General features: G+C 64.1%; 9 protein-coding genes. 1 reads left to right on the plus strand and 8 read right to left on the minus strand.

What is annotated here, in order from left to right:
* Positions 1-2: 2 nt before the first annotated feature.
* Entirely contained in the window at positions 3-2,501 is a 2,499-nt protein-coding gene (locus SADO_RS05520; RefSeq protein ID WP_353109882.1) for an acyl-CoA dehydrogenase, read from the minus strand.
* Between the two features lie 139 nt (positions 2,502-2,640).
* On the opposite strand from SADO_RS05520, the gene SADO_RS05525 reads away from it, so the two are divergent.
* Positions 2,641-3,363 (plus strand): TetR/AcrR family transcriptional regulator, encoded by a 723-nt coding sequence (locus SADO_RS05525; RefSeq protein WP_353109883.1) that lies wholly within the window; start codon positions 2,641-2,643, stop codon positions 3,361-3,363.
* A 42-nt stretch (positions 3,364-3,405) separates the two neighbouring features.
* On the opposite strand, the gene SADO_RS05530 is transcribed toward SADO_RS05525, so the two are convergent.
* The 7 genes from SADO_RS05530 to SADO_RS05560 all read right to left on the minus strand — a co-directional run bounded on the left by SADO_RS05530 (position 3,406) and on the right by SADO_RS05560 (position 13,779).
* On the minus strand, positions 3,406-5,229 hold the full coding sequence (locus SADO_RS05530; RefSeq protein WP_353109884.1) for a long-chain-acyl-CoA synthetase: 1,824 nt from the start codon (positions 5,227-5,229) through the stop codon (positions 3,406-3,408).
* 90 nt (positions 5,230-5,319) lie between these two features.
* Positions 5,320-6,072 (minus strand): Abi-alpha family protein, encoded by a 753-nt coding sequence (locus SADO_RS05535; protein WP_353109885.1) that lies wholly within the window; start codon positions 6,070-6,072, stop codon positions 5,320-5,322.
* 69 nt (positions 6,073-6,141) lie between these two features.
* Positions 6,142-7,410, minus strand: coding sequence for a DUF445 domain-containing protein (locus SADO_RS05540; protein ID WP_353109887.1), 1,269 nt, complete (start codon positions 7,408-7,410; stop codon positions 6,142-6,144).
* Between the two features lie 161 nt (positions 7,411-7,571).
* Entirely contained in the window at positions 7,572-8,996 is a 1,425-nt protein-coding gene (locus SADO_RS05545; RefSeq protein WP_353109889.1) for a TolC family outer membrane protein, read from the minus strand.
* Complete coding sequence (locus SADO_RS05550) at positions 8,993-12,118, minus strand: efflux RND transporter permease subunit (RefSeq protein ID WP_353109891.1); 3,126 nt, start codon at positions 12,116-12,118, stop codon at positions 8,993-8,995. The genes SADO_RS05545 and SADO_RS05550 overlap by 4 nt, the downstream gene beginning before the upstream one ends.
* Positions 12,119-12,131: 13 nt before the next feature.
* Complete coding sequence (locus SADO_RS05555; protein WP_353109892.1) at positions 12,132-13,313, minus strand: efflux RND transporter periplasmic adaptor subunit; 1,182 nt, start codon at positions 13,311-13,313, stop codon at positions 12,132-12,134.
* Positions 13,306-13,779 carry a GbsR/MarR family transcriptional regulator gene (locus SADO_RS05560; RefSeq protein WP_353109894.1) on the minus strand — a complete coding sequence of 158 codons (474 nt, stop codon included), beginning with the start codon at positions 13,777-13,779 and terminating at the stop codon, positions 13,306-13,308. The genes SADO_RS05555 and SADO_RS05560 overlap by 8 nt, the downstream gene beginning before the upstream one ends.
* Positions 13,780-13,925 lie beyond the last annotated feature (146 nt).

Raw genomic sequence — 13,925 nt, forward strand, 5'->3', positions numbered from 1 at the left:
AGTCATGAGGCCTTGCGCATGTCGACAGGTCGACCTTCTGCCTCGCGAGCTTCATCGGACAACGGGTTGAGCAGGTATTCCTTGCTGAAGTCATCGGTGAGCAGCACTTCGTAACGCAGGCGATCGTATTCACGGATCGCTTCCGCCTGTTCGGCGCTGAGCACCTGCCGATCGAGCGCGCTGGCGAGCTGTTCCTCGACGGACTCGCCTTCGATCTCGCCGTGCTTGGCCGCGCGCAGGAACTCACTGTAGAAGCTGTCGACTTCCTGGAGCTTGTTGTAGGCCCCCATCAGGCGACCGGTGGGATCGTTCTCGCCCTCACCGATATAGATGTCATAAGTCATCCGCTTGCCGAAGGCCGAATCGAGTTTCATGCCCAGCATCATGTCGCACAATGCGGTGTTCATGTCGTCAGTCGGGCCGTTGAAGCTGCGGCCACGCGGCAACGCCACGAGCTTGAGCAGCGGGCGCACCGCCTTCACCGGATAATTGCGCACGAACTCGTGCAGCGCGTTCTCGATCTCGTGCAGGTGGTACTCCATCGCCCAGGTCGCGTGGACCTTGTCTTCTGCGGTGCCGCCGTTGACCTCGAAGCCCTTGAGCGTTGCTGACGCCATATACAGATGCGAGAGCACGTCGCCGAGACGCGCCGATGTGGATTCCTTGAGCTTGAGCGCGCCGCCGAGCGTGCCCATCGCCAGATCGGCACTGAAGGCCAGCGCTGCGGAGAAGCGCTCCATGTGCTTGTAGTAGACCGCCATCTCGTTGTCGACCGGGGCCGACGCCAGACGCGCACCGGTCAGCCCCAGCGTGAAGCCGCGCACCATGCGATTCACCGAGTAGCCGATATGCGCGTACAGCAGGCGATCGAACTCGGCCAGACCGGCATCGAAATCGGGATTATGGGCCGCTTCCATCTCGCTGTAGACAAAAGGATGGCAGCGGATCGCGCCCTGGCCGAAGACCATGAGGCTGCGCGTCATGATGTTCGCGCCTTCCACGGTGATCGCCACCGGCAGCGCCTGGTAGGCCGCGGCCAGATAGTTGCGCGGACCCATGATGATGCCGCGACCCGAATGGATATCCATCGAGTGGTTGATCACCGTTCGCATCATCTCCGTGGCGTGATACTTGACCATCGCAGTGACCACACTCGGCGTGCAGTGATCCACGCCGGAGGCGGTGAGATTACGCACGTTCTCGAGAATATAGGCATAGCCGCCGATCACGCCCAGGCCTTCCTGCACGCCCTCGAAGTTGCCGATCTCGGTGCCGAACTGGCGACGGATGCGTGAATAGGCCGAGGTGATGCCGTACATGCCCTTGCCGGTGGCCGTGGACAGCGCCGGCAGCGAGATGCCGCGGCCGGCCGACAGGCATTCGACCAGCATGCGCCAGCCCTTGCCGGCCTGTTCCGGGCCGCCGATGATCGAATCGATCGGCACGAAGACATCGTCGCCCTGGATCGGGCCGTTCTGGAACGTCGCACCCGGGAAATGTCGACGGCCGATCTTCACGCCGGGCGTGTCGGTGGCCAGCAGCGCACAGGTGATGCCGTAGTCAATCTTGTCGGGATCGCCGAGCAGGCCGTCCGGATCCTTCAGCTTGAAGGCCAGACCCATCATGGTAGCGACCGGCGCCAGGGTGATGTAGCGCTTGTTGAAGGACAGGCTCAGGCCGAGCACTTCCTTGCCGTCGACGGTGCGCTTACAGACGACACCCGTATCCGGCATCTTCGTCGCGTCAGAGCCGACTTCCACGCCGGTCAGGGCAAAGCACGGCAGTTCCTTGCCGGAAGCCAGCCCCGGCAACCATTTTTCCTGCTGTTCTTTCGTGCCGTAGTGGGTGAGCAGTTCGCCCGGTCCGAGCGAGTTGGGGACCATCACGGTCACCGCAGCAGTCAAGGACCGGGTCGCGATCTTGGCGACGACACAGGACTGACCATAAGCCGAGAAACCCAGACCGCCGTGCTCTTTCGGGATGAGCATGGCGAAGAAGCCGTTGTTGCGGATGTAATCCCAGACGTCTTCGGGCAGGTCCTTGAGCTCGAAATTGACCTGCCAGTCGTCGATCATCGCACAGAGCTGTTCGGTCTCGTTATCCAGAAACGCCTGCTCCTGATCGGTGAGCTGGGTCAGCTTGAAATCCAGTAGCTGGTTCCAGTCCGGACGGCCGCGAAACATCTCGGCTTCCCACCACACATCGCCCGCTTCGAGGGCTTCCTTCTCGGTTGCGCCCATTTCGGGAAGAATCTTGCGGAACACGCCGTAGAGACGCTTGGTGAGCAGCGCGCGGCGCAGCGGCACGATATTGAAAATCGCCAACGGCACGCCGAGCACGATAGCCGTCACCACGAACCCGACCGGCCCGAGAATGCCGATCGCCCACAACGCGAGCGCCACCGCGGCGGTCACGCCCGTGAATATCGCCAGCGATACGCCGCGGTAGAGCAATGTCCAATACAGCCCGATGATGACCAATGCGACAATTATTCCCGTCATGACCGTGTTTCCGCCTGAGTATGGTTGTGATCGCAGCACCCGCCCTCATGTCGAGACGGTTGCAATGCGTATGCGTTTCGAAAAAGAATAGTTTTCAGATCATAGCAAGACGCGCTTGGTCGTCAAGCAGGATGAAGCAGTGAAAGACACAGCATCCAAATCCTCCGGCACCGGTGGACGGCGCCGCGGATACCGGGGACTCAGCGCAGAAGAGCTGAGAAAACAGCGATATCAGCGCCTCATCTCGGCCGGTACCGAGCTGTTCGGCGAGCGGGGTTATGCGGCTACGCCGATCGAGGCGGTGTGCACCCATGCCAAGGTGTCGACGCGCCATTTCTACGAGCAATTCGAGGGACGCGAGTCCATTCTCCATGCCGTGCACGCCGAATTGGTGACGCGCATGGACGATATCGTGCGCACATCGCTGACCGAGGCTCGCACCCCACTGACCCAGCGTGTGGCCGATACCATCGAGGCTGCCGTCTTCTTCCTGCTCGAGGAGCCGCGCCGCGGGCGCATTCTCTGTATCGAAGCGGTCGGTGTCTCGGAAGTCATGGAGAAGAAGCGCCGCGAGACCACCCACGACCTGGCCGAGATCATCCGTCGCTATGCGACCATGATGGCCGAGAACGGCGTACTGCCCAGCCGCGACTACCACCTGCCTTCGGTGGCGCTCGTGGGCATGTTCAACGAGCTGATCGCGGAATGGCTGACCGAGGACACCGGCCTGAGCGCCATGGAGATGGCCCGCGAGGCCAAGATCATGTTCCGCGCCATGATCTTCGGGGCCCAGCATTATCAGCCGACCGACTCCGCCAGCGACAGCGACCCGCTCGACAACCAGCCCGGCAAGAGCGCCTAGGCCGCTCGCCAGTCGGCGAGCGGCACATCGCGGAATCCTTCGCTAGAGCGAGATATCGCCGTCGGTCAGCGCCGCACGGGTATCGTCGTCAATCGGCTCGTAGCGCTCGCCGCGACTGGCGAGCATGAACACCGGCTCGTTGCCTTCGGGCGAGTAGCCCTGCTTTTTCAGGTCCACCTTGCGGTACTTCATCGTGCCGGTGATTTCCTGCTCCGGACGCAGGCGAATGAAGACCGGCACCGCGTAGGCGGGAAGCTCGTTGCGAAGATGCGCCACCAGCCCGGCCCAGTCGATATCCGCAAGCTTGTTGACGGGCGTGATGGCAGCCATGCCGGCACGGCCGTCCGAATGCGGCACTTCCACGCCGTAGACCACCGATTCCTCGATTTCCGGGTGAGCATTGAGCGCGTTCTCGACCTGAGTGGTCGCGACGTTCTCGCCCTTCCAGCGGAAGGTGTCGCCGAGCCGGTCAACGAAAGCGATATGACGCATGCCCTGGCGACGCACCAGGTCGCCGGTATTGAAATAGCAGTCGTCCTTCTTGAAAACGCCGTGGCACAGCTTCTTCTCGCTGGCTTCGGCGTCGGTATAACCCTCGAAGGGCGCAAAGTCGGTGACCTTGTTGAGCAAGAGCCCGGTTTCGCCCTTGGCGACCTCTTTCATACGACCGTCGCCGCCCGTTACGGGCTCTTCCGTCTCGGGGTCGTATTCGACCACCGCGAACGGCAGCGGGCAGAAACCGGCCGTACGATCCATGTTGAAGCCGTTGACGAACACGAGATTGCCTTCGCTGGCCCCGTAGAACTCGCAGATCCGTTGGATACCGAAACGATCCTTGAACTCGTCCCAGATATCCGGGCGCAAGCCATTGCCGATCACGGCACGGATGGCGTGGTTGCGATCGTGCTCGTTCGGCTCGGCCTGCAGCAGATAGCGACACAGTTCGCCGATGTAGCAGAACACGGTCGCCTTGTGGTGGCGGACGTCGGGCCAGAAGTTGCTCACGCTGAATTTCGGCGCCAGCGCGAAGGTCGCGCCCGCGCACAGCACCGACGACCAGGACACCGTCAGCGCGTTGTTGTGATACAGCGGCAGCGGACAGTAGAAGCGATCGTTCGGGGTCAGTCGCAGGCCAGCCATGCCCAGCCCTGCGCCGCCACGCAGCCAGCGCAGATGGCTCATGCGTGAGGCCTTGGGCATGCCCGTGGTGCCCGACGTGAAGATATAGAAACAGGTATCGGTGCTCGAGACGCGATGCGCATCGTCCAGATTGCCGCTGGGCTGGTCAGCGACCTGCTCGAGAAAATGCGCGCAGCCATCGGGGGCGGCACCCACCGCGCTATGACCCACAAACCAGACCGGCGCGAGCTCGGCGATCGCCGGCTCCTCGCGGATCTCGGCGTAGGCGTCGAACAGCTCCTCGCCCACCAGCATCGCCTTCGGCTTGACCGTGGCGAGGCTGTGCGCGAGCACTTCGCCGCGCTGCTTCGTGTTGCACATCGCCGCGGCCGCGCCAAGCTTGGCCATCGCCGCCACGATGATCAGCGTCTCCGGACGATTGTCGAGCAGCACGCCGACCACATCGCCCTTGCCGATGCCGCCGGCCTTGAGCGTGCGCGCATAGCGGTTCGCATGCGCATTGAGCTGGGCATAGGTGTAGCGCTGGTTCTCGAACGTCAACGCATCGTGCTGCGGCCGGCGCCCGGCATGATTCTCGATCAGCGTGGCGATGGTGAGATTGTCTTTAAGACGGGACTTGAGCAGGATGCCGGCGCCCATGAGCAGCCGGTCGACACCGGCCAGCTTTTCGGGGGTGGGCTTGAGGACATCCCAGACACTGAGCGTGTCGCGCTCATATTCACTCATCGACCGATCTCCTATAGGCGTTCGCCGCGAATAGCGAAACGATATATTTTCCAACTCGCGAGCTTAGCAGGCTGACCGCCCGGCTGGGAGTCAGCGCCCGGCGTTGCCGCCTTCATCAGCGTGTTCGAGTACGTCCGTCATCGGCCGACAGTCCTGCCACAACGCTTTGCCGTAGTCGCTCATGTGCACGCTAAAACGCTGAAGACGTGGATAAAGCTTCATCTCGCGACGTACACGATCCATCGTCTTGCGTAGTTGCGTGTCGGCCATGAGCAACTCGTACTGATCGGTCAGCCGATCGTCTTCGGGGCCGGCTTCGAACACGCCCAGCGCGAGCAGTTCGCTCATGTATTGCGGCACGTACTCGCGCAACAGCACACCGGCATCGCGGCCGAGCGAGCTGGCATTGGCCAGCACCACCACGCTCACCGGCCCGGCCGGCAGGCGCCCGGCCGCGACATGACACAGCGGCGCGATCTCGCGCTCGGCAAGCAACGCCATCATGGCGACCTGGTCGGGTACCAGCCGGGACAGCGTCTGGCGATACAGTCGGGTACGCGCCGCGTCCGGATCCACCCCGCGCGACTGCGCGAGCAGCAACGCCATCATGTCGCGCGGCGCCGGGCCTTCGGCCGCCGATTCGCGGGTTCGGGCGCGATCCTCGCCGTCGTCGGACATCGAATCAAGCCGCTGCTTGAGCTCGGCCATGGCCCAGGTTTCGGCATCCTGAAAACGGCGCACAGCCGAGCCGGCTACCGGCCATTCCTCGGCCGCCCGCGCAGCCTGGCGCAGGAACTGGAACGCACGCGGGGTGCGCACCCTGAGATTCTTCTTAGTGGCCATGGCTCATCTCCGAAAAAGCAGTCGCAGCGCCGCCAGGGGCGGCGCGCCATCCAATCGTTCCATCCTGCCTCAACCAAGCCAGGGGATGCCGCCGAAGCGATCGACGAAAACACTCGAGAACAACACGATCAGCTGGAACCAACCCACGGCGAAACCCAGCGCCGCGCCAACCGCGATCAGGATCCACTCGTCCTCTTCGAAGGCGGGGCGCAGCATGCCCTCGAACTGCAGCGGGGTGAGATTCTGCAGCCGCGTGATCAGCGTTTCCTGGATCGCCATCGCATCGTGGGCATAGCCGGTCATGTGCGACAGGGTCTCCGGCATGCGCGCGACGACCTCGCGCACGGCCTCGGCCTTCATGCGTTCGTAGTCGGCGTTGCCCAGCGTCCAGGTCACGAACGGGCGCGCCACGCTGGCGCTGCTGTCGATCGCCCGTTGAACCTCGGCCTGCACCAGCGCGAACAGCTTTTCTGCATAGGGGCCCGTCAGGATCTCCTCGAGAATGTTCTGCGGGGTGAGGATCTGGGTCGCGACCAGGCTGCCGTAGTCGGCAGCGACTTCCTGCTGGCGTTTGAAGAACAGCCCCTGAATCGAGAACCTGCCGATCCGGATCGGCTTCTTGGGATTGAAGATCATCTTCAACGCCAGCCAGTTGGTCGCCCAGCCGACCAGCAGGCCGAACAACGGCAACAGCCACCACGCCTGGAAAAACATCCAGATCAGCATCTGGATCATGCCGAAGGCAAAGCCGAAATAAGCGCCCGAGCGGCCGATGAAGATGAACTCGCTACGCCCGGTCTCGAGGAATATCCGGTTGAGCAGATTCTTCTCGCGTACCAGTACCCGAGTGATCATGCCCTTGAGATCGAACATGTAGCGCACATTGCTGCGCACTTCGTTCATCAGCTCGCGGATAATGGTCGGCGCCTGGGCGCGTACGCGGCGCTTGACCTGGCTGCGCACTACCGAGGGCAGCGCTTCCCACAGCCCGGGGTGATGGCGCTCCATGACGGTATCGGTGATCTCGTCGGTGAGCTCGATCATCGGCTGCTCGAGCTCGTCGGCGACCCGGTCGGGGTCGAGCCGGTTGAAGATTTCCGCTTCGGTGATCAGCGATTCGGTGATCGTATCGACCGAGATGCCGGTCATCTTCGAGGCCTTGCGCGGCACGATGCCCTGCCAACCGAGCCAGGGTTTCCAGACTCCGACAAACTCGATCGGGTGGAACATCATCTTGATGGCGACGACGTTGGTCACGTAACCCACAACGGCGCTGATCACAGGCATGGAGATATATTTCCACGTCTCGATACTCAGATAGAGAAAGCTGCCGTCCATGCATCAACCGGGGACGCACTGATGATCGCGCCCCGCACTCCTCGCCATGTCGTCGTTATCGGTTTTGGTCTGTTGCGTCGAACGCTGCGACGCAGGGCTCTGACATTGAGCGCTGTCGATCATAGCAGCCCGTCGGACCAGCGGCGTGCCGTCTTTGCGGCTCAGCCGCTATGTTCGGCCGATACGGGCGCGCCACGCAGCCTTGCGTTGATACGGGCGAGTTCGTTGAAATCGAGCACGCCCGCCGCACGCCGCAGCCGCAATCGCGACAGCGCGTGGTCATACCAGGCCTGCTTGCGGTCGGCGCGCCGCTGTACCAGCGTGATCTGCGCGTCGATCACGTCGAGAATGGTGCGGTTACCGAGCCGATAGCCGGCCTGGGCGGCCTCCAGCGCCGTCTGTCCGGACGTGATGGCACGATCGAGCGCGTCGAGACGACGCGCCGTCGTCTCGACATTGCGATAGGCGTCGTTGATATCGACGAGCAGCTGTCGCCGGACCGAGATGAGGTCGAGCCGCACCTGCTCGGCGTTGTAGCCGGCCTCCGAAACCGCCGCGCGCGTCGAGCCGCCGGCGAACAACGGCATCTCCAGCTGTACGCCGATCGACTGGGTCTCGTTGATGATGTTGAGCTGACCGCCCCCCCCGCCGAAGGGCGACAGTTGTTCGCTGCGCCCGACGCTGCCGACCAGATTCACGTTTGGCAGATGGCCGCCACGCTGGGCGGCGATATCCTCGCGTGCGGCCCGCCAGGCGGCACGCGAGGCCGCAACCTGCGGCGAGCTGTTCAGCGCGACGGCGAGCCAGTCCTCGCGGTCGCGGCTGTCGGCATCGCCGGCCTTGTCCGGCACATCCTCCTCGACATCGATACCGGACAGCTCATCCGGCGACCGACCGGTCAGCGTGATCAGCGCATCGCGGGCTGCCGCGAGCTGATTCTCGGCATCGATGGCATCGACGATCGCGCTGTCCAGGCTCGACTGGGCTTCCTGCTGGTCGGTGATCGGATCGAGCCCGGCCTCGAAGGCCGCCTGGGCACGATCAAGTTGGCTATTGATCGAGCGCTGCTGCTCTCGCGCGGCAGTTAGGGCATCGCGAGCGGCAAGCACATCGAAATAGGCCTCGGCGACGCGCACGATCAGCTGCTGCTCGGCCGCCGATAGCGACAGCGCCGCCTGGTCGCGGCGCGCGTCGGCGGCATCCTTGTTCTGCCAGGCGGTCCAGTTGAACAGCGGCTGGGTCAGATCCAGCGAGTAGGATTGCTGGTCGGAGGTGCTTTCACCGCCGCTGCCACCAAAGAAGCTCGCACCGCCACCGAGCCCATCGCCACCCGAGCTTTCGAAGCTCTGATCCTGCGTCACTCTGGAATAGCTCGCGCTCGCCGACAGCTGCGGCAGCAGCTGGCCACGGGCCTGGCGATAGCGAGCCGAGGCCGCGCCGGACTCGGCGCGCGCCGTAAGCAGTTCGGTGTCGTTGCGCAACGCCTGATCGTAGGTATCGAGCAGGTTCTGCGCGGCAAGAGCCGGCATGCCGGTCAGCAGCGTGGCGATGACGGCGGCCGCCGCTGCGCGTGTCGATTTGATCATGTCTGCTCTCCCCGTCGGCGCTGCCAGGCATCGCCCATGCGCGCGCCCAACACCAGCAGACAGGGTGTGAGCACCAGCGTGAGCAGGGTCGAGAACAGCAGGCCGCCCACGATCGCCGTGGCCAGCTGGGTCCACCACTGGGTCGAAGGCGCGCCGAAGGTGATCGAACGGCCGATGATGTCCACGTTCATCTGCAGCACCATGGGCAACAGCCCCAGAATCGTCGTCACGGTGGTGAGTATCACCGGGCGCAGACGCTCGGCGCCGGTCTGGATCACCGCGTCCCAGGCGGCCAGCCCCGCCGCTCGGTTCACGTTGTAGGTGTCGATGAGCACGATGTTGTTGTTGACGACGATACCGGCGAGCGCGATCACGCCGATGCCGCTCATCACCACACCGAACGGCTGGCCGGCAATGAGCAGGCCGAGCAGCACGCCGACGGTCGAAAAGACCACCGCAGAAAGAATCAGGAACGACTGATAGAAGCTGTTGAACTGGGTCAGCAGGATCACGCCGATGAGCGCGACCGCGACGCCGAAGGCCTTGGACAGGAACGCTTCGGCATCGCGCAGATCCTCGTCCTCGCCCTTGAAGGCGATATCGACCCGCGGATTGAGATTCGCCTCTGCCACGTTGGCCCCGATCCAGTCCCGCAACTCGACAAGCTGGTCGGCGACGAGCCGGCCCTCGGCCACGCCGGACTCGACCGTGACCGTGCGCTGGCTGCCGGTACGCTCGATGTTCTCGACCTTGGGTGCCGCCACCCGGGTGACGAAGTTGGATACCGGCACCTGGCCGTCGGGCGTCTGCAGCCGCAGGTTGTCCAGCGCTTCGAGATTACGGGCATCCTCGGGGAACCGCACGCGGATATCGATCTCCTCGGTGGTGTCCTCGGGCCGATATTCACCGACCTTGATGCCCTGGGTGACCAACTGAATCGCCTGGCCGATCGAGGCCACGTTGGCACCGTAGCGGCTGGCCTCGGCGCGATCCACGTCGATACGCCATTCCAGGCCCTGACTCGAGCGCGTGTCCTGAATATCGGTAAAGCCGCCGACCGCGGTCATGCCCCGCCGCACGAACTCCGCTGCGTCGTCGAGCGCGGCCATATCCGGCCCGGAGATCTGCAGCTCGACCGGCTTGGCCTGGGTGGGGCCCTGGGCCTGCTCCTGGACCTCGGTACGGATGCCCGGAATGTCGGCGATGCGCTCGCGCACGTCGGCCATGATTTCTTCTGCCGGCCGGCGCACACCCCAGGGCTTGAACTCGAGCTGGATCTGGCCGATCACGTCGTCCGCCGTGCCCTGGCGAAAGGCTTCCTGTCCGGAACCGGTACGCGTGTAGACCGACTCGAAGGCATGCATGGCGAGCACGCGATCCTCGACCTGGCGCACCAGACGATCGGACTCGGCCACAGACTGCTGGCCGCGCGCATGAATCTGGATCACCGCATTGTCGGGCGAGATATCCGGGAAGAACTCGACACCCTTGCCGAACTGGCCGTAGGCGAAGATCGCGACAAAGAACAGCACGACCGCGCCGATTGCCGTCTTGCCGGCGTGACGGGCAAAGAACGACAGCACCGACACATACCGACCGGTGAAACCACTCAGCGGCTGGCCGGGCTGCCAGACGGCGTCCGCCCCGCCCGGCGCCGAACCGCCGATCGTCGCCCCCAGCGTGGGCACGAAGATCAGCGCCATGAACAGCGACGCGCTCAGCACCGCGATCAGCGTGATCGGCATATAGCGCATGAACTCGCCGACCACGCCCGGCCAGAACAACAGCGGTGCAAACGCAGCCAGCGTGGTCGCGGTCGAGGAGATGATCGGCCAGGCCATGCGCTGAGCCGCGTGCATATAGGCCGACGATCGCGACTCGCCTTCGGCGAGGAAACGATCCGCCAGTTCGACCACCACGATCGCGCCGTCGACAAGCAGTCCCAGCGCCAGGATCAGCGCGAACAGCACGACGATATTCACCGACAGTCCCATCGCCGCCAGCGCGAGAATGCCGAGCAGGAACGAGCCGGGAATCGACACGCCCACCAGTGTGCCGGCACGCAGGCCGAGAATGCCCACGATCACGATCATCACCAGCAAGATGCCGCTGACCACGTTGTTCTGCAGATCGCCGAGCAGGCGGGTGACGTCTTCGGATTCGTCCTGCGAGAAATTCACCCGGATCGCATCCGGCCAGGCCTGCTGCATGTCGGCAACGGCGTCGCGTACGGCCTGGTTGGTGTCGATGATGTTGGCGCCGATGCGCTTGGTGACTTCCAGCGCTAGCGTCGGCTGACCGTTCAGGCGCGCGAAGCTCTCGCGGTCGGCAAAGGAGCGCCGCACGGTGGCGACATCGGCCACGGTCACGACCTGGTCGTCGGCCTGCTTGATCGCGGTATTGCGCAACGCATCGAGATTATCGATCACGCCGGGCACCTTGATCGAGAAGCGCCCCGCGCCGGAGTCCAGCGCACCGGCCGGCACCAACTGGTTGTTCTGCTGGACCGAATTGAACACCTCTTCCAGCGACAGCCCGTAGGACTCCAGCTTGAGCGGGTCGATATTGATCTCGATCTGCTCGTCGCGGTTGCCGGCGACATCGGCCTCGAGCACGCCGGGGATGGACTCCAACTCGTCTTTCACGTCCTCGGCGAGCGCGACCAGCACTCGTTCGGACACGTCGCCGTAGAGATTGACCACCAGCACCGGGAATAGCGCGACATTGACCTCGTTGACGGTCGGTTCGTCGGTCTCGTCCGGCAGGTCGGCCTTGGCAATATCGACCTGGTTACGCACATCGTCCATCGCCGCATCCGGATCGAAGCCGGCTTCGAACTCGAGGATCACACTGGCATGGCCTTCGGACGCCGTCGCGCTCATCTCCTTCAGGCCTTCGATGGAGCGCAACTCCTGCTCCATCGGTTTGACCAGCAGCCGCTCCGCGTCTTCGGGCGAGATGCCCTGGTGCGTCATCGACACGTAGATGGTCGGAATCGTGATATCCGGCGAAGACTCCTTGGGAATATCGCGATAAGACAGCGCGCCGGCGAACAGGATCACGATCAGGCCAAGCACGACGGTGCGCGGCCGCGAGAACGCGGCAGCGATCAACCCATTCATGAGGTTAAGTCGCTCATGCCGGCCCGTCGGCGTCGTTCTCTACGCCTTCCTGCGGCGCAGGCCTAACGTCGTCGGTCGCAGGAACCGGTTTGTCCGTGCCGCCGCCCGCGGCCTCGTCGCCGTCGGCGACGATTGTCACCTCGTCGCCGGCCCGCACGAAACCCTGGCCGGTGGTGATCAGGCGCACGGTTTCCGGCAGCCCGTCGAGCCAGAGCTGCTTGTCGCTACTCTTGGCGATCTCGGCGCGATGGAACACCACGCGGCCGTCCTCGCCGACGGTCTTGATGCCCATATCGCCGGCCTCGTCGAGGGTAAGCAGATCGGCGGCCACCTCATGCGCCTCGACCTGTTCCAGCGGCAGCATCAGCTTCGCCGAAGCGCCCGAGACCAGACGCCCTTCGGGGTTGTCGACTTCGAGCTCGACGGCATAGGTCCGGGTCGCCTCGTTTGCCTCGGTGGCGACATAACGCACGGTGCCCTCGACGGTACGCCCGTCGATCAGGCGCGCACGGCCCGGCTGGCCGGGTTCGACGAAGGCGACGTCTTTCTCGGCCAGGTCGCCACGCACGACGAACGGATCCTGCTGGATCACGCGCGCGATCTCGTCGCCCACGCCGACATAGTCGCCAACCTCGACCGGCCGGGTTTCAAGCACGCCGGCGAACGGCGCCCGCATCACGGTGTTGTCGATATCCTGCTGGATCTCGGCCAGCTGTGCCTGGGCAGCTTCCAGATCGGATTTCGCCTGCGCCAGATCGGTGCGGGTCTGATAACCCTTCTCCGACATCTTGCGCACCGCCTCGTACTGCAGCCGGCGCTGCTCGACCACGGCACGTGCCTCGTTGCGCGATGCACTGCGATCGTCGAGCGCGATACGCGCCAGCACGTCGCCCTCGTTCACGCGGCTGCCGCGATCCGCCTCGACCGACCGGATGCGCCCGGCCGTCTGGGCACGCAGGGTCACGGCACGATCCGGCGCCGTGCGGCCGTTGAGCTCGACTTCGCGCCAGACCGACTCGGCCCGGGATGTGCGCACGGCCACGCTTACCGGCTTCGCGGTGTTCTCCTCCGGCGCGGTCTCGGCCCCGGACTCCTGTGCCGAACCACCAACCATGCCTGAGGCCAACCACGCGGCGAGCGCGATCACGATGATGAGCACGATCCAGATCGGGCGGATCTGGGAGAGCTTAGTCATGGCGCTTGTTCCTACGGGCGGCGAGCCGCTCGATCAGGTCGCGGGTGTGATCGCGTGCGATATCAATGAAATCGTGCATGTCCTCGAGCCGTTCGCGGGCGCCGTCCATGCCGGCAGGCAGCTCCCGCTCGGCCTGGGCCAGCGACGCGCTCATGGTGCCCATGCGCTCGACGTGGCCTTCGAGCAGGCGCATGTAATGACGATCGACCAGCTGGTAGTAATCCTGGCGGTCGCCGGGCACGGCGGTGGCTTCGAGAATGCCCAGATCGCGCAGGAAACGCGCGTTGGTGCTTACGCTCGCCCGTGACACCTGAAGTGACCGCGCCAGATCAGCCAGGCTGGTCGGGCCGCCATGAATGATGAAGTAACCGATCATTCGGCCGGCGATACGGGGCAGTCCGTCGTTCTGTGCGGACAGCCCCATGCGTTCGATGAAGGCGGTAACGGCGTCGTGGGAGTCGCTCATGGGCGAGCAGCGTAGGCCCAAACAATCGTTCAATCAATACTGAACGTAACGAAACATTCGAAGGGTCGCACCCTTACGAGCATCCACACGCGCCACGCCGCTCACGGTGCCCACCTGCATCCCGGTTTTCGAAAGGCTCTAGTAAT

The sequence above is a fragment of the Salinisphaera dokdonensis CL-ES53 genome (genome assembly GCF_040361215.1).
In the GTDB taxonomy this organism is placed as follows: domain Bacteria; phylum Pseudomonadota; class Gammaproteobacteria; order Nevskiales; family Salinisphaeraceae; genus Salinisphaera; species Salinisphaera dokdonensis.

Bases quoted from the DNA above. Each gene is read 5' to 3' on its own strand.
- SADO_RS05560 (WP_353109894.1), bottom strand. From the start codon at position 13,779: ATGAGCGACTCCCACGACGCCGTTACCGCCTTCATCGAACGCATGGGG.
- SADO_RS05545 (WP_353109889.1), bottom strand. From the start codon at position 8,996: ATGATCAAATCGACACGCGCAGCGGCGGCCGCCGTCATCGCCACGCTG.
- SADO_RS05550 (WP_353109891.1), bottom strand. From the start codon at position 12,118: ATGAATGGGTTGATCGCTGCCGCGTTCTCGCGGCCGCGCACCGTCGTG.
- SADO_RS05555 (WP_353109892.1), bottom strand. From the start codon at position 13,313: ATGACTAAGCTCTCCCAGATCCGCCCGATCTGGATCGTGCTCATCATC.
- SADO_RS05530 (WP_353109884.1), bottom strand. From the start codon at position 5,229: ATGAGTGAATATGAGCGCGACACGCTCAGTGTCTGGGATGTCCTCAAG.
- SADO_RS05535 (WP_353109885.1), bottom strand. From the start codon at position 6,072: ATGGCCACTAAGAAGAATCTCAGGGTGCGCACCCCGCGTGCGTTCCAG.
- SADO_RS05540 (WP_353109887.1), bottom strand. From the start codon at position 7,410: ATGGACGGCAGCTTTCTCTATCTGAGTATCGAGACGTGGAAATATATC.
- SADO_RS05520 (WP_353109882.1), bottom strand. From the start codon at position 2,501: ATGACGGGAATAATTGTCGCATTGGTCATCATCGGGCTGTATTGGACA.